This is a genomic window from Amycolatopsis regifaucium (assembly GCF_001613935.1).
GTDB lineage: Bacteria > Actinomycetota > Actinomycetes > Mycobacteriales > Pseudonocardiaceae > Amycolatopsis > Amycolatopsis regifaucium.
Genome location: NZ_LQCI01000010.1, coordinates 121,686 through 138,327, shown reverse-complemented (window position 1 = coordinate 138,327; position 16,642 = coordinate 121,686). Strand labels below are relative to the sequence as shown.

At 69.7% G+C, this 16,642-nt stretch carries 20 protein-coding genes; 8 read left to right on the top strand and 12 right to left on the bottom strand.

What is annotated here, in order from left to right; translation table 11 throughout:
* Window positions 1-4 precede the first annotated feature (4 nt).
* Window positions 5-1,069 carry an NAD(P)H-dependent amine dehydrogenase family protein gene (locus AVL48_RS13030; RefSeq protein WP_061983230.1) on the top strand — a complete coding sequence of 355 codons (1,065 nt, stop codon included), beginning with the start codon at window positions 5-7 and terminating at the stop codon, window positions 1,067-1,069.
* Window positions 1,070-1,157: 88 nt separating this feature from the next.
* On the opposite strand, the gene lgt is transcribed toward AVL48_RS13030, so the two are convergent.
* Genes lgt through AVL48_RS13015 form a run of 3 tightly spaced genes read right to left on the bottom strand, consistent with a single transcriptional unit; the run spans window position 1,158 to window position 4,545 of the window.
* Complete coding sequence (lgt, locus tag AVL48_RS13025; protein ID WP_061983229.1) at window positions 1,158-2,207, bottom strand: prolipoprotein diacylglyceryl transferase; 1,050 nt, start codon at window positions 2,205-2,207, stop codon at window positions 1,158-1,160.
* A 29-nt stretch (window positions 2,208-2,236) separates the two neighbouring features.
* Window positions 2,237-3,406 carry a M20 metallopeptidase family protein gene (locus tag AVL48_RS13020; RefSeq protein WP_061983228.1) on the bottom strand — a complete coding sequence of 390 codons (1,170 nt, stop codon included), beginning with the start codon at window positions 3,404-3,406 and terminating at the stop codon, window positions 2,237-2,239.
* Window positions 3,403-4,545, bottom strand: coding sequence for an amidohydrolase family protein (locus AVL48_RS13015; RefSeq protein ID WP_061983227.1), 1,143 nt, complete (start codon window positions 4,543-4,545; stop codon window positions 3,403-3,405). The genes AVL48_RS13020 and AVL48_RS13015 overlap by 4 nt, the downstream gene beginning before the upstream one ends.
* Window positions 4,546-4,671: 126 nt before the next feature.
* Here AVL48_RS13015 and AVL48_RS13010 point away from each other — a divergent pair, with 126 nt between their 5' ends.
* Window positions 4,672-4,914, top strand: coding sequence for a hypothetical protein (locus AVL48_RS13010; protein ID WP_061983226.1), 243 nt, complete (start codon window positions 4,672-4,674; stop codon window positions 4,912-4,914).
* Window positions 4,911-5,150 carry a hypothetical protein gene (locus AVL48_RS13005; protein ID WP_061983225.1) on the top strand — a complete coding sequence of 80 codons (240 nt, stop codon included), beginning with the start codon at window positions 4,911-4,913 and terminating at the stop codon, window positions 5,148-5,150. Before AVL48_RS13010 ends, AVL48_RS13005 begins: the two co-directional genes overlap by 4 nt.
* Before the next feature lie 79 nt (window positions 5,151-5,229).
* Here the strand turns inward: AVL48_RS13005 and trpA are convergent, their stop codons facing one another.
* The 5 genes from trpA to AVL48_RS12980 all read right to left on the bottom strand — a co-directional run bounded on the left by trpA (window position 5,230) and on the right by AVL48_RS12980 (window position 10,376).
* Window positions 5,230-6,021, bottom strand: coding sequence for a tryptophan synthase subunit alpha (trpA, locus tag AVL48_RS13000; protein ID WP_061983224.1), 792 nt, complete (start codon window positions 6,019-6,021; stop codon window positions 5,230-5,232).
* On the bottom strand, window positions 6,018-7,247 hold the full coding sequence (gene trpB, locus AVL48_RS12995; RefSeq protein ID WP_143104943.1) for a tryptophan synthase subunit beta: 1,230 nt from the start codon (window positions 7,245-7,247) through the stop codon (window positions 6,018-6,020). The genes trpA and trpB overlap by 4 nt, the downstream gene beginning before the upstream one ends.
* Window positions 7,244-8,053 carry an indole-3-glycerol phosphate synthase TrpC gene (trpC, locus tag AVL48_RS12990; protein WP_061983222.1) on the bottom strand — a complete coding sequence of 270 codons (810 nt, stop codon included), beginning with the start codon at window positions 8,051-8,053 and terminating at the stop codon, window positions 7,244-7,246. The genes trpB and trpC overlap by 4 nt, the downstream gene beginning before the upstream one ends.
* A 192-nt stretch (window positions 8,054-8,245) precedes the next feature.
* On the bottom strand, window positions 8,246-8,821 hold the full coding sequence (locus AVL48_RS12985; RefSeq protein ID WP_082857633.1) for a Trp biosynthesis-associated membrane protein: 576 nt from the start codon (window positions 8,819-8,821) through the stop codon (window positions 8,246-8,248).
* Window positions 8,814-10,376, bottom strand: a complete 1,563-nt coding sequence (locus AVL48_RS12980) for an anthranilate synthase component I (protein ID WP_061983221.1) — start codon at window positions 10,374-10,376, stop codon at window positions 8,814-8,816. Before AVL48_RS12980 ends, AVL48_RS12985 begins: the two co-directional genes overlap by 8 nt.
* A 95-nt stretch (window positions 10,377-10,471) precedes the next feature.
* Between AVL48_RS12980 and AVL48_RS12975 the strand changes: the two genes are divergently transcribed.
* Complete coding sequence (locus AVL48_RS12975) at window positions 10,472-11,077, top strand: TetR/AcrR family transcriptional regulator (protein ID WP_061983220.1); 606 nt, start codon at window positions 10,472-10,474, stop codon at window positions 11,075-11,077.
* 197 nt (window positions 11,078-11,274) lie between these two features.
* Here AVL48_RS12975 and AVL48_RS12970 read toward each other — a convergent pair whose 3' ends face one another.
* The 4 genes from AVL48_RS12970 to hisF are packed head-to-tail and all read right to left on the bottom strand — an operon-like array spanning window position 11,275 to window position 13,148.
* The gene (locus tag AVL48_RS12970) at window positions 11,275-11,637 is read right to left on the bottom strand and encodes a DUF1304 domain-containing protein (RefSeq protein WP_061983219.1); all 363 of its coding nucleotides are present in this window, start codon (window positions 11,635-11,637) and stop codon (window positions 11,275-11,277) included.
* Between the two features lie 5 nt (window positions 11,638-11,642).
* Window positions 11,643-11,999, bottom strand: coding sequence for a phosphoribosyl-AMP cyclohydrolase (gene hisI, locus AVL48_RS12965; protein ID WP_061983218.1), 357 nt, complete (start codon window positions 11,997-11,999; stop codon window positions 11,643-11,645).
* Complete coding sequence (locus AVL48_RS12960; RefSeq protein ID WP_061983217.1) at window positions 11,989-12,378, bottom strand: hypothetical protein; 390 nt, start codon at window positions 12,376-12,378, stop codon at window positions 11,989-11,991. Before AVL48_RS12960 ends, hisI begins: the two co-directional genes overlap by 11 nt.
* A complete protein-coding gene (gene hisF, locus AVL48_RS12955; RefSeq protein WP_061983216.1) occupies window positions 12,375-13,148 on the bottom strand; it encodes an imidazole glycerol phosphate synthase subunit HisF in 774 nt (257 codons plus the stop codon). Before hisF ends, AVL48_RS12960 begins: the two co-directional genes overlap by 4 nt.
* 38 nt (window positions 13,149-13,186) lie before the next feature.
* On the opposite strand from hisF, the gene AVL48_RS12950 reads away from it, so the two are divergent.
* The 4 genes from AVL48_RS12950 (at window position 13,187) to AVL48_RS12935 (ending at window position 16,642) form a co-directional block, all read left to right on the top strand.
* Window positions 13,187-13,789 carry a TetR/AcrR family transcriptional regulator gene (locus tag AVL48_RS12950; protein ID WP_061983215.1) on the top strand — a complete coding sequence of 201 codons (603 nt, stop codon included), beginning with the start codon at window positions 13,187-13,189 and terminating at the stop codon, window positions 13,787-13,789.
* 9 nt (window positions 13,790-13,798) lie between these two features.
* Window positions 13,799-15,046: a phytase gene (locus AVL48_RS12945; RefSeq protein ID WP_244162311.1), complete on the top strand. Its 1,248-nt coding sequence runs from the start codon at window positions 13,799-13,801 to the stop codon at window positions 15,044-15,046.
* Window positions 15,047-15,137: 91 nt separating this feature from the next.
* Entirely contained in the window at window positions 15,138-15,647 is a 510-nt protein-coding gene (locus AVL48_RS12940; protein WP_061983214.1) for an RNA polymerase sigma factor, read from the top strand.
* A complete protein-coding gene (locus AVL48_RS12935; RefSeq protein WP_061983213.1) occupies window positions 15,644-16,642 on the top strand; it encodes a hypothetical protein in 999 nt (332 codons plus the stop codon). The genes AVL48_RS12940 and AVL48_RS12935 overlap by 4 nt, the downstream gene beginning before the upstream one ends.

Sequence of the window (16,642 nt, the reverse complement as noted above, 5' to 3'; positions counted from 1 at the left end):
ACGCATGCGCGTGGTCCAGTGGAGTACCGGGAACGTCGGCCGCCACGCGCTGGCCGGGATCGACGCCCGTCCCGATCTCGAACTCGCCGGGGTCTGGGTTTCGAGCGAGGCCAAAGCGGGCGTGGACGCCGGAGAGCTGGCCGGGCTGGGGCGCCCGCTCGGGATCCCCGCGACGACCGACGCGGACGCGCTCATCGCGCTGAAGCCGGACTGTGTCGTCTACACGGCGATGGCGGACGACAGGCTCGTGGAGGCCGTCGAGGACCTGAAGCGCTTCCTGCGCGCCGGGATCAACGTGGTGTCGAGCAGTCCCGTGTTCCTCCAGTACCCCGAGGGTGTCGTCCCGCCGGAGATGATCGAGCCGATCCGCGAGGCGGCCCGTGAAGGCGGCGCGTCGCTGTGGGTCAACGGTGTCGACCCGGGTTTCGCCAACGACTGGCTGCCGCTGGTGCTCACCAGCGTGTGCGAACGGATCGACGAGGTGCGCTGCCTGGAGATCCTCGACTACTCGACGTACGACAACGGCAAGGTCCTGTTCGACATCATGGGCTTCGGCCGCGAGATGGACGACCTGCCGCTGTTGTTGCAGCCAGGTGTCTTGTCGCTGGCCTGGGGCAGCGTCGTGCGGCAGCTCGCGGCGGGGCTGGACGTCGAACTCGACACCGTCGAAGAGGTCTACGAACGCCTGCCCGCCCCTGAGACGTTCGAGATCGCTTCGGGGACGATCAAGGAAGGCACGGCGGCGGCGCTGCGGTTCGAAGTGCGCGGCATGCGGGGCGGGCGGCCGGTGTGCGTGCTGGAGCACATCACGCGGCTGCGGTCCGACCTCGGGCCGGACTGGCCGCGGCCGTCCGGGCAGGGCTGCTACCGGGTGCAGGTGACCGGCGAACCGGAATACGTGCTGGACCTGCGGCTGCTCGGCACCGACGGCGACCACAACACGGCCGGGCTGAAGGCGACCGCGATGCGGTTGGTCAACGCGATCCCGGCGGTGGTGGCGGCTCCGCCCGGGCTGCTGACCGCGCTGGATCTGCCGTTGGTGACGGGACGGGGTCTGGTCGCTCCCTGAGGTCGCTCCGGGCGCAATGAAGGGGCCTTTCATCGCAAATTTTGCGATGAAAGGCCCCTTCATTGCGCGCTTGGGGAGGTGAAGCGGGCTACTTCTCGGAGTCGGGCTTCGGGTCCTCGGTCGCCTTGTCGGCGGCGGAGTCCCGGACCGTGTCCGGAACCGCCGCGACGTCCGCGTGCTCCTCCCTCTCCGGCTCCTCCGACGGGGAAGAAGCCAAAGCGGCGGCGTCTTCCTCTCGCGGCACGTCCTTGCTCCACAGCGTTTCCGGGGCCTCGCGCGGCCCGCGCTTGGCGGCCAGCACGAAGTAGACGATCGCGGCGGCGAACAACAGGATCGAGGTCCACACGTTGACCCGCAGGCCGAGGATGTGGTTCGCGCTGTCGGTGCGCATCAACTCGATCCAGAACCGGCCGGCGGTGTAACCGGCGACGTAGAGCGCGAACACGCGGCCGTGGCCGAGGCGGAACTTCTTGTCCGCCCAGATGATCAGCAGCGCCACCCCGACGTTCCAAAGCAGCTCGTAGAGGAACGTCGGGTGTACGGGGCTGTCCGGCAGCGGGACGTGCCCGATCGCGACGCCGTTGAGGAAGTCGTCCGGGTTGGTCGGGTTGTAGCGCTGGTAGATCTCCAGGCCCCACGGCAGGTCCGTGTGCGCGCCGTAGAGCTCCTGGTTGAAGTAGTTGCCGACCCGTCCGATGGCCTGCGCCAGCACGATCCCCGGCGCCAGCGCGTCGGCCATCGCGGGCAGCGGGATCCCCCGGCGGCGGCAGGCGATCAACGCGCCGACCGCGCCCAGTGCGATCGCGCCCCAGATGCCGAGCCCGCCGTCCCAGATCTTCAGCGCGTTGAGCGGATTCTTACCCTCGCCGAAGTACAGCTGGTTGTCGGTGATGACGTGGTACAGCCGGCCACCGACCAGGCCGAACGGCACCGCGAAGACGGCGACGTCGATGACGGTGCCCTTCGTGCCGCCTCGGGCGATCCATCGCCGCTCACCCAGCCAGATCGCCGCGATGATGCCGGCGATGATGCACAGCGCGTATGCCCGGATCGGGATCGGCCCGATGTGCCAGACGCCCTGGTCGGGACTGGGGATGGTCGCGAGGAACGCTGCCGAGGCGGTATTCACGTCGGCCACCGTAGCGCTTCCGCCGCGTCTTGGGGGCGTCAGCCCTCGACGGCGGCCAGATAGCCCGCGATCAGCGCGGACGCGACCTGCCCGACAGCGGTGTCCGGCGGCAGGAACAGCTCGTCGTGCAGGCTCGGCGCGCCCGCGGTGTCGCCGAGACCGACGAACATCATCAGCCCGCGCGCCATGCCGCAGTAGTGCGCGAAGTCGTCGGCGCCGAACGACCGGAACTCGGTGTCGACGCCCGCCCCGGTGCGGACCAGCCGCCGGTGCGCGCGCTGCGTGAGCCCGGCGTCGTTGTGCAGCACCGGTTCACACGGGTTGATCTCCAGTTCCGCCCGGCAGCCGTGTGCCTGCGCGGTGCCCTGGACGATCTCGGCGAGTCCCTCGAGCGCGCGGTCGCGGTCCTCGGCCCGCATCAGCCGCAGGGAACCCGACAGGCGGGCCTCGTTCGGCACGACGTTCGCCGTCCTCCCCGCTTCGATCCGGCCGACCGAGCAGACCGCGCCGAAGACCGGGTCGACCCGGCGGCTCGCGAGCTGCTGGAGGCTCACCACGATCTGGCTGAGCGCGAGGATCGGATCCCGCAGCAGATGGGGATATCCGGCGTGTCCGCCTTGACCGCGGACGACGACGTCGAACTCGTCGGTGGAGGCGTTGACCGGCCCCGGCACCGCCGAGACCACCCCCGCCGCGAGCCGGGGCTGGACATGCGCGCCGATCACCGTGTCGACGCCGTATTCGTGGAGCACACCGGATTCGACGATGTCCAGCGCACCGGACGGCGACGTCTCCTCACGCGGCTGCAGGAGCGCGAGGAGCGGCCGCGGCACCCCGACGACGGCCGCGGCGCGGCAGGTGGCGACGAGCGCGGCCATGTGCACGTCGTGCCCGCACGCATGCATGAGCGACGTCTCCGAAGCCCACGGGACCCTGGTCCGCTCGACGACCGGCAACGCGTCCAACTCGGCACGCAACGCCACGGCCGGCCCCGACCCGGTGCCGGGGATCAGCATGGCGCGGCCGGTCTTGGCGACCCGGACGCCCTCGTCACCGCCCAGTGCCTCGACGAGGACCCGCGCGGTGTCCTCTTCGTCCCCCGACGCGCGAGGATCGGCGTGCACCCGATGCCGCAGCTCGATCGCGGACGGCAGCTCCGCCTCGACCGCGGCCTCCCACCGGTCCTGCAGTTCGTCCAGTTCCGTCATGTCCCCTCCAGCCCGTACACCCGTTCGGCGTTGCGGTGGCCGACCAGCGCGGCGATCCGCCGTGCGTCCACTTCGGACAGTACGTCCGCGGTGAGTCCCGCGTACAGGAAGTCCGACAGTCCTGCCCGGAACAGCGCGGTGCCGAGGTGGTACAGCTCGGCGAGCCCGAACGCGTCCGTGGAGAACAACAGCTTTCCGAACGGCACCAGCTCCATTGTCTCCGCGATGATCGCGGGCGCACGGTGACCGGCGTTGTGCGTCGCGAGTCCCACATCGATGAACACGTGCTCGAAGACCTGCGCCAGATACGCGGCGTTCCGGTGGAAGGGGTAATTGTGCAGCAGCATGATCGGCACCCCGCGTGAGCGCGTCGCCCGCAACAGCCCGGTGAGCAGCAGCGGATCGCAGCGGTGCAGGTCCACGTCGGAATCGCCGAAACCGACGTGGAACTGGATCGGCAGGGCGAGGTCGATCCCGGTCCAGACGAGGAACCGGTGCAGTACCTCGTCCGCGAGCCGAACCGGTTCGCCTGCCTCGATCCTGGCGAGCCAGCGGCCCGCCGCGTCGGCGACTTCGCCGTCCGTCGGCCGCTCCCCCGCCAGCTCCAGGCCGACCCGGTAGGCGGCGATGGACTTGAACCCCACCGCCGTCGTCGCGCGTTTCGCCAGTTCGTCGGTGAAGACCGAGGCGAACGAGGCGGCGGTGGTGGACTCCACGACGGCTTCGGCGACCTGTTCGAGCCGGACGATGTCGCGCGCACGGGCCCCGGACAGCGCCGCGAACTGCTCGGTCGTGGTCAGCGTGTCCGGCAGGAAACCGCCGTCGAGCAGGAACTCCGTGGTGCCGGTGGCGCGCAGGAACCGCGCGTTGACCTCGGCGGCGCCCAATTCGGCGCGGCGGGCCAGATAGGTATCGGCCGGGATGTGCGGCGGCAGGCCGAGCACCGGCGCGCAGCGGGCACGGACCGCGAGCCCGATCAGCGAGTCGAACAGGGTCGTGCCCAGCGAGGAGACGGTGTCGGCCTCGGTGAGCAGCTGTTCGAACTCGATGCGGCCGAGGTCGCCGGTGACGACGCCGTGGCAGTGGTGGTCCACCAGCCTCGTCTCGGCCACGAACGGCAGAATCCCGGGTCCCGGCATGGCGCGTCCCTTCTCGTGATCGACGAGTGCGCCCCACCCTAGGGGCTGGTCCGGCACCCGGGCCGTCTCCAAAGTCACCCTCACTCGTCCACGTCGGACGAGCTTTTCGCGAACTGGGGATTTTCGATGAAGAAACTGAAAGCCGTCTTCGTGACGGCCACGCTCGTGCTGACCGCGTCGGTCTCGACCGCCCCGATGGCCAACGCCGCGGTCGGGACCTCGACCTCGCTGAAGCCCGAACACCGCGAAGCCTGGGTGCATTTCAGGCCGGCCCTCGACTCCGCCCACCTCGTGGTCAGCAACGTCGCGCTCAGGACGATCTGCTACACACGACGCAGTCGACACAGTGGTGCGGGAACGTCGGCATGAAGACCGGCGGCGCCAAGGGCGAGACGTGGGTGCATCTCTACCCGAGACCCGATTGGGCTTATGAGGCGATGTACTCGGGGCACGACGTCGCGGCCGTCTGCACGCTCGGGTTCATCACCGATCCCGATGGCGTGTCCCGACGCTGGGACCTGTACGTCGATCACGCGAACAACGTCGCCGGATTCACCTGGTACACCAGCTTCTACGCGTCGCCGCTGTCCATCACCGAGTGCTGAGCCGAAGTCGTGGGATATACCGAAAGGGCCCTTCACCGCGCGAGATGCGGTGAAAGGCCCTTTCCGGCTCGCGATCAGCTCAAGCGGGAGCGACGGTCTTGCGCACCCCGGCGGCCAGTTCGGCCGAAAGCTCCCGAACGGCGTCCAGTCCGCTCGCGGCCGCGGTCACCAGCGCCGAGCCGACGATGACGCCGTCGGCGAATCCGGAGACCTGGGCCGCCTGCTCGCCGGAACGGACGCCGAGCCCGACGCCGATCGGCAGGTCCGTGTGCGCGCGGGTCCGCGCGACCAGGTCCTCGGCGTGCACGCCGACCTGCGCACGGGCACCGGTCACGCCCATCACCGCGGTGGCGTACACGAAACCCGAAGCCGCCTCGACGGTCTTCGCGATCCGCTCCTCCGAGGAGGACGGTGCGACCAGGAAGATCCGGTCCAGACCGTGCTGCTCGGAGGCGGCCATCCACTCGTCGGCCTCGTCCGGGATGAGGTCCGGGGTGATCAGCCCGAGCCCGCCCGCGGCGGCGAGATCCCGCGCGAAGCGGTCGACGCCGTAGCGGTGCACCGGGTTCCAGTACGTCATCACGACGGCCTTGCCGCCGCGCGACGACACCGACTCGACGACTTCGAACAGGTTCTTGAGCTTGAAACCGCTGGAGAGCGCGCTCACCGACGCGGCCTGGATGGTCGGGCCGTCCATCACCGGGTCGGAGTAGGGCACGCCCACCTCGACCAGGTCGGCACCGCCGTCGATCACCGCGGCCAGCAGGTCCTTCGACCCGTCGACCGTCGGGAAGCCCGCCGGGAGGTAGCCGATCAGCGCTCCGCGACCCTCCGCGCGCGTCGCCGCGAAGAGCTCCTTCAAGCCGCTCATGCGTTCTCCACCAGGCCGAAGTACTTCGCGGCCGTGTCCATGTCCTTGTCGCCGCGACCGGACAGGTTCACGATGATCAAGCCCTCGGGGCCGAGTTCGCGGCCGAGCACCAGCGCGCCGGCCAGCGCGTGCGCCGACTCGATCGCCGGGATGATGCCCTCGGTCCGCGAAAGCAGCTTGAACGCGTCCATCGCCTCGGCGTCGGTCACCGGCCGGTACTCGGCGCGGCCGGAGTCCTTGAGCCAGGAGTGCTCCGGGCCGACGCCCGGGTAGTCGAGGCCCGCGGAGATCGAGTGCGACTCGACGGTCTGGCCGTCCTCGTCCTGCAGCAGGTACGTCATCGCGCCGTGCAGGTTGCCCGGGGTGCCCTTGGTCAGCGTGGCGCCGTGGCGGTTGCCCTCGATGCCTTCGCCGCCCGGCTCGAGACCGACGAGGCGGACCTCCGGGTCGTCGATGAAACCGTGGAAGATGCCGATCGCGTTCGATCCCCCGCCGACGCAGGCCGCGACGGCGTCCGGCAGACGGCCGGCCTGCTCCAGGATCTGGGCGCGGGCCTCCTCGCCGATGATCTTGTGGAAGTTCCGCACCATCATCGGGAACGGGTACGGGCCCGCCGCCGTGCCGAACAGGTAGTGCGTGGTGTCGGCGTTGGTGACCCAGTCGCGCAGCGCCTCGTTGATCGCGTCCTTGAGCGTGCGCGAACCCGTCTTCACCGGGATGACCTCGGCGCCGAGCAGCTTCATGCGGGCGACGTTGAGCGCCTGCCGCTCGGTGTCGACCTCGCCCATGTAGACGATGCATTCCAGGTCCAGCAGCGCGCAGGCGGTGGCGGTGGCCACGCCGTGCTGCCCGGCCCCGGTCTCGGCGATGACCCGCTTCTTGCCCATCCGCTTGGTGAGCAACGCCTGGCCCAGCACGTTGTTGATCTTGTGTGAACCGGTGTGGTTCAGATCCTCGCGTTTGAGGAAGATCCGGGCGCCGCCCGCGTGCTCGCCGAAGCGCTTGGCCTCGGTGAGCAGCGACGGGCGACCCGCGTAGTCACGCAGCAGACGGCGGAACTCGTTGACGAAATCCGGATCCGTCCGCGCCTTGTCGTACTCGGCCGCGACCTCGTCGACGACGCCGATCAGGGCCTCGGGCATGAACCGGCCGCCGTACGGGCCGTAGTAGCCCCGGCCGTCCGGGTCGTGCTTGCCGTGCGGTTCCTCGTGGTACTCAGTGGTCATCGAGAAGGCCTCGGGCAGGCAGGGTGCGAACCGGCGGTGACGAGCTTGACCAGCGCGCCCTTCGGGTCGCCGGACGCGACGAGCCCTTCGCCCACGAGGACGGCGTCGGCGCCGTGACCCGCGTAGGACATCAGGTCACCGGGGCCGCGGACACCGGACTCGGCGACCTTGAAGACGTCCATCGGCAGGCCAGGGGCCAGTCGCGAAAAGACGTCCCTGTCGACCTCGAGGGTGTGCAGGTTGCGGGCGTTGACGCCGATCACCTTCGCACCGGCTTCGAGTGCCTTGTCGGCCTCTTCGGCGTTGTGGATCTCGACCAGCGCGGTCATCCCGAGGGATTCGACCCGGTCCAGCAACGCGATCAGGGCGTTCTGCTCCAGTGCCGCCACGATCAGCAGGACCATGTCCGCGCCGTGCAGCCGGGCCTCGTGCACCTGGTACGGGCTGACGATGAAGTCCTTGCGCAGCACCGGGATGTCGACCGCCGCGCGGACCGCGTCGAGGTCGGCGAGCGAACCGCCGAACCGCCGCTGCTCGGTCAGCACGCTGATCACCCGGGCTCCGCCGTCGGCGTAGTCCTTCGCCAGCGCGGCCGGGTCCGGGATCTCGGCCAGATCACCCTTGGAGGGGCTGCGCCGCTTCACCTCGGCGATGACGCCGATGCCGGACTCGCGCAGGGCCGCGAGCACATCTCGGGGAGGCGCGACCTGGGTCGCGCGCTTCTTCAATTCGTCGAACGGCAGAGCCGCCTCGCGCTCGGCGAGATCGGCGCGGACGCCGGCGACGATGTCTTCGAGGACGCTCACCGGCGGACCTCACCGGCTGTCGTACTCACGGATTCCTTCGCAAGGTCGCTCACAAAAACCTTCCCCTTCCCGCCGAAACGATGCTAACCCCCGCACGAATACGGCCTGGTTCCGGGTATGTCCGTTACTCCGAATGCCCACCGTGTCATCTTTGCCGGGAAAGATCTCCGAAACCCGCGAATTCCGCTGTCGTCACCGGGTCGCCGTGGGGTCTTCGCCTTCGGACAGCGCCTCCCACAGTTCGGTCTCCGGATCCTTCGCGGCCCGCTTCTTCGCCGACGGCGCCGAGTACTTCGCGCCGAGGCGTGGCATCCGGCCCGCGCCCTTGATGGCTGCCAACCCGCCCGCGGTGACGAGAATTCCGCCGAGGATCGCCAGTCCCCTCGCTCCCACCATCTGGGCGACGGGCAGACCGTCGGCGAATCCGGTGAACGCGCCGCCGACCACGCCGATCCACACCGCCGCGACACCCGCCACCGCGAGTACCACGCCGAGCACCCGGCGTGGCCAGCCGCCGGTGGCGATCAGTCCCGCCGTGCCCGCCAGCGCCAGCAGGGCGAGCGGAATCAACGCAACCGCCCGCTGTGACCCGATTTCGGTGTACAGCACCGTGCCGCGCACGCCGCCGTCGCGGAACTCCGCGAACCACACCAGCCGAGAGGATCCCCACAGCGCGACCGCGCCGAGCAGCAGGCCGACCACGGCGATCCACAGTGGACGCTTGACCTGTTTCGCCCGAGGTGCGGCGTCTTCCGGGGCCTCAGACACGAGTGCGGTCACCCACCGGGTCCAGTTCGTCCGCCGCGATCATCGTCTGCGCCGCCGCGACGGCGGACAGCACGGTGCGGGCCTTGTTGAGCGACTCGTTGTCCTCGTAGTCGGCCACCGAATCGGCGACCACGCCACCACCCGCCTGGACGTACGCGACACCGTCCTTCATCAGCGCGGTGCGGATCGCGATCGCGGTGTCGGCGTCCCCGGCGAAGTCGAGGTAGCCCACGACGCCGCCGTAGAGCGCCCTGCGGGTCGGCTCCAGCTCCTCGATCAGCTGCATCGCGCGGACCTTCGGCGCGCCCGAGAGCGTTCCTGCCGGGAAACAGGCGGCGACCGCGTCGAAGGCCGTCTTGTCGTCGAGGAGTTCGCCGGTGACCGTCGAGACGATGTGCATGACGTGGCTGTAGCGCTCGACGTCGAAGAAGTCGACGACGCGCACGGTGCCGGGCTTACAGACCTTGCCGAGGTCGTTGCGGCCGAGATCGACGAGCATCAGGTGCTCGGCGCGTTCCTTCTCGTCCGCGAGCAGGTCCTTGGCCAGCTGCGCGTCCTCTTCCGGATCGGCGCCGCGCCAGCGGGTGCCCGCGATCGGATGGGTGGTCGCGCGGCCGTCCCGGACGGTGACCAGCGACTCCGGGCTGGAGCCGACGATGTCGAAGCCGTCCAGGCGCAGCAGGTACATGTACGGGCTCGGATTGGAGGTGCGCAGCACTCGGTAGACGTCGAGCGCGTCGGCCTGGGTCTCGATCTCGAATCGTTGCGACGGCACGATTTGGAACGCTTCGCCCGCCTTGATCGCCTCGACGGCCTTGTCGACGGCCGCGTGGAAGTCCGGCTTGGCGCGGCGGCGCGTGAAGTCGGGCGCGGGGCGATCGAAGACGGCCGCCGTGGCCGGGGCGGCGACGTGCAGCTGCTTGGTCATCGCGTTGAGGCGCGCGACGGCGTCGTCGTACGCCGCGTCGACCCGCTCCGGCGAGTCGTCCCAGTTGACCGCGTTGGCGATCAGCGTGACCGTGCCCTCGTGGTGGTCGAAGGCGGCCAGATCGGTCGCCAGGAGCATGGTGAGTTCCGGGATGTCGAGGTCGCGCTCGGCGAGTTCGGGGAGCCGTTCGAGCCAGCGGACGGCGTCGTAGCCGATGTAGCCGACCATCCCGCCGGTGAGCGGCGGCATGCCGGGCAGCTGTTCGGTGTGGAGCGTGGCGACGGTCTCGCGCAGCACGGTGAGCGGGTCGCCCTCGGTGGGCAGGCCGACCGGCGGGGTGCCGGTCCACACGGCCTCGCCGTCACGCACGGTCAGCGCGGCGGGGCTGTCGACGCCGATGAACGACCATCGGCTCCAGGAAGCGCCGTTCTCCGCCGATTCGAACAGGAACGTCCCCGGCCGGTCGGCGGCGAGCTTGCGGTAGACCCCGATGGGGGTCTCACCGTCGGCGAGCACGCGACGGACAACAGGGATGACGCGACGGCCCTCGGCGAGCGCGCGGAACTCGTCGCGCGAAGGGCTGACCGAGCCGAGCCCCGACGGGCTGGCGTGTGCGGCGCTGACCATGTCGCTCATTGTGCTGCAACGGCGGGCGGCACCGGGACCGGGGGCAAAATTCAAGTATTGTTGAATTTTGCGGCCGGTCCGTTCATGATGGCGCCATGGCTGCTGAAGACACTACCGTCCGGCGCCGGGGACGGCGGCCGGGCGGGCAGGACACCCGCACCGCGCTGATCGAAGCGGCGCGCGCGGTGTTCGGCGAGAGCGGCTTCGACGGCGCGACGGTGCGGGCGATCGCGACCCGCGCCGGGGTCGACGCGGCGATGGTCAACCACTGGTTCGGCAGCAAGGAAGGGCTGTTCGCCCAAGCCGTGTTGAAACTGCCGTTCGACCCGCACGAACTGCTCGCGGAACTGAAGAACGGCCCCGACGACGAGTTCGGCAGCCGGATCGTGCGGGCCTTCCTCACCCGCTGGGACGGCGCGGGCGGCGAGGTGTTCCAAGCGCTCGTCCGCAGCGTCGCCGGGCACGAGCAGGCCGCGCTGGTGCTCCGCAGCTTCTTCCAGAGCTTCTTCACGAAGATCATCGGGGAGATCGGCTCGGACCGCGTCGAACTGCGGACTTCGCTCTGCGCCTCGCAGCTCGTCGGAATGGGATTGGTGCGGTACGTCGCGAAATTCGAGCCCATGGCGACGAGCGAGATCGAGCCGCTGGTGACCGCGATCGCGCCGACCGTCCAGCGGTATCTGACCGGGAACATCGACTGAGTCAGTCCGTGTCCGGCTCGATCTCCTTGACGGGAACCGTGTGCAGCCGGTCCTTGAAGAACCGTCCGCGCGGGACGATCACGATCATGTCCGTCTTTCCGCCGCCGCTGAAGACGGGGACTTTCTCGAGTCCCTCGAAACGAGGAGCGATCCGCGGAGAAAGAGTTCACTGTCGCTCCGGGGGAAGTCCGTCGGGTTCAGCCCGCGATCAGGACCGCGATCAGCGCCAGCGTGCCGGGGACCACCTGCACGAAGAAGATCTTCTTGCTCGCCGTCGCCGTCCCGTAGAGCCCTGCCATGATCACGCAGGCGAGCCCGAAGATCTTGAACTGCCAGGCGGTACTACCGGTCGCGATCAGGCCCCAGATGAGCGCCGCGGCGAGGAAACCGTTGTACAGCCCCTGATTCGCCGCCAGCGCGGAGCTTTCCCTCGCGAATTCCTCGGTGGTGCCGAAGGAGGCACGGGCGCGCGGCGTGGTCCACAGGAACATCTCGAGCACGACGATGTACAGGTGGATCAGGGCGACGATACCGACGAGGATGTCGGCGACGACGTTCACAGGTTCTACTCGCTCTCGTCGGCCAGCAGCAGCCGTTCGTCGGTGTCGAAACAGGTGTGCGTGCCGGTGTGGCAGGCCGGGCCGGTCTGGTCGACGCGCAGCAGGACGGTATCGCCATCGCAGTCGATCCGCATTTCGCGCACGTGCTGGACGTGGCCGGAGGTCTCGCCCTTGACCCACAGTTCCTTACGGCTGCGCGAGTAATAGGTCCCTCGCCGGGTGGTGAGGGTGCGCTCCAGCGCCTCGTCGTTCATCCACGCCATCATCAGGACGTCCGAGGTGGAGTGTTCGACGACGACGGCGGCGATCAGCCCGTCGGCGTTGCGTTTCAAGCGGTTCGAGAGGGCGGCATCAAGCGTCATTCGTGGCTCCGAGCAGGTACCGTTTCACCGGCATCGAGTTGAGCAGGACCGCCGCGTAGATGTAGCCGGCGAACAGGATCCCGGAAACGATCTTCACCCAGAAGAGTTCCGCCGCCAGCATGGACAGCGCGTGCAGCAACGCGAACAGGAAACTGACGCCGAAACCGGCGAACCGCGCCGAAGACATGCGCAGCACCAGTCCGGCCACGACCAGCCCGCCGAGGAGCAACGACGTCCCCGGCAGCAGGAACGTCCGCGCGGAGGAGTACGGCGCGAGCATGAGGATCCCGGCCATCGCCACGTATGCCAGGCCCAGTCCGAGCAACAGCGCGCAGACGACCTTGACCTCGGTGGCGGCCTTCCACTTGTTCGGGATCACCGGACCACGACTCCCCCGGCGCGCAGCGCGTCCTTGACCTCGCCGATCTTCAACTGTCCGAAGTGGAACACGCTGGCGGCGAGCACCGCGTCCGCGCCTGCCTCGACGGCGGGCAGGAAGTGTTCGAGCGCGCCGGCACCGCCGCTCGCGATCACCGGGACGCGGACCGCCCGGCGCACCTGGGTCAGCAGTTCCAGATCGAAGCCGTTCTTGGTGCCGTCGGCGTCCATCGAGTTGAGCAGGATCTCGCCGACGCCGAGTTCTTCACCGCGCGCGGCCCATTCGACGGCGTCGATGCCGGTGCCGCGGCGACCGCCGTGCGTGGTCACCTCGAATCCGGACGGCGTCGGCTCGGTCCCCTCGGGGACCCGGCGGGCGTCGACCGACAGGACGACGCACTGCGCGCCGAACCGGCGGGACGCCTCACGCAGGAACTCCGGCCGCGCGATGGCCGCGGTGTTGATGCTCACCTTGTCCGCGCCCGTGCGCAGCAGCCGGTTGACGTCGTCGTTCGTGCGCACGCCGCCACCGACGGTGAGCGGGATGAACACCTGCTCGGCGGTCCGGCGGACGACGTCGAAGGTGGTCTCGCGGTCCCCGGAGGAGGCCGTGACGTCGAGGAACGTGAGCTCGTCGGCGCCTTCGGCGTCGTACAGGCGGGCGAGCTCGACGGGGTCGCCGGCGTCGCGCAGGTCGGCGAAGTTGACGCCCTTCACCACTCGGCCCGCGTCGACGTCGAGACACGGGATGACCCTGACTGCGACAGACATGGGGACAAGCGTAGTCAAGGGCGTTCTAAGCTCGCGGAATGGCACAGGCGGGGCGGCGGCCGGGGCAGACCGAGACGCGGGAGAAGATCCTCGACGCGGCGCGGCGCCGGTTCGCCGAGCAGGGATACGACGGGGCGACCGTACGCGCCATCGCGGCCGACGCGGGGGTCAACGCCGCCCTGCTGCACCACTTCTTCGGCACCAAGCAACAGCTCTTCGCGGCGTCGATGAACCTGCCGGTCGATCCCGGCGAACTGGTCCCCCACATTCTCGACGGCCCCGAGGACGAGATCGGCGAACGTCTGGTGCGCGCCTTCCTCAGCCTTTGGGAGGCCCCGGACGGGCGCGCGCCGTTCCTGGCGATGATCCGGTCCGCGACCACCAACGACCAGGTCGCGACCATGATGCGGCAGTTCCTGGAACGGGCGGTGCTGGCGCGGCTCGCCGAGGCCCGCGGGATACCGAAGGTCCGGGTGGCCGGGGTCGCCGCGCAGATGATCGGCTTCGCGTTGCTGCGCTACGTCATCGGCCTCCCGCCGCTGGTCACCGCGTCGGAGGACGAGGTCGTGGCGATGCTCGCGCCCGTCGCGCGGTACTACCTGACCGACGGCGTTCACCGGCCGGACACCCGGCGCGGCTAACTTCCCCGCGTGCGCATCGCTGCTCTCCTCCCCCTGTCGCTGCTGGCGGCCTCCCTTCTCGCCGGTTCCCCGGCCGAAGCGAGCCATGACCCTTCGCCCGTGGCGCAGACCAGGGCGTTCGTCGACGACGCGGGCGCGGACCCGGCGAACGCCGACGCCGACGACCCGGCGATCTGGGTGCACCCCACGGATCCGGGGCGGAGTGTCGTCCTCGGCACGCTCAAGGAAGGCGGACTGGCCGCGTTCGATCTGCGGGCGAGGCGGCTCCAGTTGCTCCCGGCCCCGAAGGCGCCCACCGGAGACGCGGCGCCCGGCCGGTTCAACAACGTCGACGTCGTCGGCGATCTCGCGGTGGTGAGCGACCGCGGCCGGGACCGCGTGCGCGTCCACCGGATCGACCCGGACGGCGCCGCGGCCGGCTCGCGGGTGCTACGGGACGTCACGGATCCTTCCGCCGCACCGGTCTTCTCCGCGTCGGAGTCCGAAGTGGACGAACAGCGGACGGCGTACGGGCTCACCGCCGGACGCGATCCGCGCACCGGCGCGCGCTGGGTCGCGGTGACCCGGCGGCACGGGACCCGCGTGGCGCTCTTGCGACTTGTCGACAAACCGGGCGGCGTCGTCGGCACGGTGCCGATCGGCACGATCGACCTGCCCTCGTCGTTCCGGCTGCCGAACGGGAAGACCTGGTCACCGTGTGGCGAACCGGACGAGCGACCGCAGCTGGAAGGTTCGGTCCTCGACGTCGAACACCGGGTGCTCTACACCGCGCAGGAAGACGTCGGCATCTGGCGGATCCCCGTGAGCGGCACCGGTTTCGGCCGTCCCGAGCTGGTCGACAAGGTGCGTTCGTTCGGGGCACCGCAGCGTTTCGACGAGGCGACCGAGGACTGCGTCGCCGACGGCCCCGACCCCGGCTTCGGCGGCAAATGGCTGACCGCGGACGCCGAAGGGCTGACGCTGTCCGCCGACAAGCTGGTCGCGTCGAGCCAGGGCGACTCACGGTTCGTGGTCTACGACCGCACTGGCCCTAACACCCCGCGGCGCGACTTCCGGATCGTCGCCGGACGCGGCACCGACTCGGTCGAGCACTCCGACGGCGCCGCGATCGCCGCCAAGGCACTGGGGCCGCTGTTCCCGCACGGCCTGCTGGTGGTGCACGACGGCGAGCGGCGGCCCGCGGTCACCGATCCGGCGGGTGAGGAACCGGCGACGACCGGTTTCGCCTTCGTCCGGCTGGAGACCGCCCTGCGGTGATCATGTTCACCGACGAAGTTCCGCTCCCGATGCATCAGCCAGGTGGTCTCGCGCGTCACTAGGGTCGAGACCACCGGCTGAGGGGGAACACGTGCCTGCGACCTTCGACGAGTTCGTCGCGGATCGCCTGGACGGGCTCCTGCGCTACGCGACCGTCCTGACCGACGATCCGTATCTGGCGCAGGACATCGTGCAGGAGGTGCTGCTGCGTGCTCAGCAACGCTGGCCGAAGATCGAGTCACCACCGACGTACGTCCGCCGGATGGTGACCAACGAGTACCTCTCGTGGCGACGCCGCCTCGCGGTCCGCCGGGTGGTGCCGTCCTCGCCGGAGGTACTCGATCTGGTGAGCCCGCCGGTCTCCGATCACACCATCGAGTACGACGAACGCGACGCGATGCTGGACAGACTCGCGAAACTCCCCCGGAAACAACGCGCCGCGATCGTGCTCCGCTACTACGAGAACTACTCCGACGAGGAGATCGGCGCGGTGCTCCGCTGCGCGACGTCGACCGTGCGCAGCCAGATCTCGCGCGCGCTCGCCGCGCTGCGGGAAGCCGGCCCGGCCACACCTGTTCAGCCCACGGGAGCGCGCAAATGACCCGACTGAGTGAAGACAACACCGAGGACCTCATCCGGAAGAGCCTCGAACGCCTGGCGACGCGGGCACCCGACGGGTCCGAGATCCGCGACGCGCTGAACCAACGATCGCGAAGCCGTTCCAGAATGGCCTTGGCGCTGGTCGCGGCGGCGGTCGCGATCATCGCGCTCGGCGTGCCGCTCGGCCTGCGGGCCTACACCGCGGTCCCCCCGGCCTCGCCGCGCAACGCCGACTGGGCGGTGCTGCCCTACAAGCCCGGCTGGCTGCCCGACGGCTTCAAAGAAGCGATCCGTTGCGCGAAGCCCTACCCCGCCCCGCAGACGAGGGACTGGAGCGCCGGTGACCGGGGCCAGATCCAGCTGACCACCACCCCGCTCGACGACCGGCGCGGACCGTGGACGATCGCGCCCGCGCCGAACCAGATCATCGTGCACGGCAGGGTCGGGATGGTCACCGAGGTGTACGGCGACGCGACGATGCTGACCTGGTCTCCCGACGACATCTACCTGCTGAGCCTGACTTTGTACGGGGTGAAGGAGCCGCGTGAGGTCGGTCAGCGGATCGCCGACGAAATGGTCAAGGACGACCGCGCCCGGGTCTCGGGCGAGTTGCGGTTCGGCAGGCTGCCCGCCGATCTGGCGCTCTCGGGGGTGAAGACCTTCATGCGGGTCAACGGGGGTGCGACCGAACTCGAAGCCACCAACGCCGGGCAGCCGGCCGCGGCCGCGGTCGTCACCGCGTCGATCGGTGGCGAGCGCCCGGAAGCGGACGGGGCGGAACCGGTCACGGTCAAGGTCAGGGGCGTCGACGGCCTGTACCTTCCGGTTCGGGAGGGGCGACTCGGTCATCAGGACGAAACGGTCGCCGTCCAGCTCGGAGACGGACGATGGCTGACCGTGTGGGGCAAACGGGACCGCGCCACCCTGCTCGACATCGCCGAGAACCTGCAGATCATTCCCGGCGACTACAGCTGGTTCGGCAAGCCACCGGAATAG

Excerpts from the sequence above, each read along its gene's own strand:
- AVL48_RS13030 (WP_061983230.1), top strand. The coding sequence starts at position 5 with ATGCGCGTGGTCCAGTGGAGTACCGGGAACGTCGGCCGCCACGCGCTG.
- AVL48_RS13020 (WP_061983228.1), bottom strand. The coding sequence starts at position 3,406 with ATGACGGAACTGGACGAACTGCAGGACCGGTGGGAGGCCGCGGTCGAG.
- AVL48_RS13015 (WP_061983227.1), bottom strand. The coding sequence starts at position 4,545 with ATGCCGGGACCCGGGATTCTGCCGTTCGTGGCCGAGACGAGGCTGGTG.
- AVL48_RS13010 (WP_061983226.1), top strand. The coding sequence starts at position 4,672 with ATGAAGAAACTGAAAGCCGTCTTCGTGACGGCCACGCTCGTGCTGACC.
- AVL48_RS13005 (WP_061983225.1), top strand. The coding sequence starts at position 4,911 with ATGAAGACCGGCGGCGCCAAGGGCGAGACGTGGGTGCATCTCTACCCG.
- trpA (WP_061983224.1), bottom strand. The coding sequence starts at position 6,021 with ATGAGCGGCTTGAAGGAGCTCTTCGCGGCGACGCGCGCGGAGGGTCGC.
- trpB (WP_143104943.1), bottom strand. The coding sequence starts at position 7,247 with ATGACCACTGAGTACCACGAGGAACCGCACGGCAAGCACGACCCGGAC.
- AVL48_RS12980 (WP_061983221.1), bottom strand. The coding sequence starts at position 10,376 with ATGGTCAGCGCCGCACACGCCAGCCCGTCGGGGCTCGGCTCGGTCAGC.
- AVL48_RS12975 (WP_061983220.1), top strand. The coding sequence starts at position 10,472 with ATGGCTGCTGAAGACACTACCGTCCGGCGCCGGGGACGGCGGCCGGGC.
- hisI (WP_061983218.1), bottom strand. The coding sequence starts at position 11,999 with ATGACGCTTGATGCCGCCCTCTCGAACCGCTTGAAACGCAACGCCGAC.
- hisF (WP_061983216.1), bottom strand. The coding sequence starts at position 13,148 with ATGTCTGTCGCAGTCAGGGTCATCCCGTGTCTCGACGTCGACGCGGGC.
- AVL48_RS12950 (WP_061983215.1), top strand. The coding sequence starts at position 13,187 with ATGGCACAGGCGGGGCGGCGGCCGGGGCAGACCGAGACGCGGGAGAAG.
- AVL48_RS12935 (WP_061983213.1), top strand. The coding sequence starts at position 15,644 with ATGACCCGACTGAGTGAAGACAACACCGAGGACCTCATCCGGAAGAGC.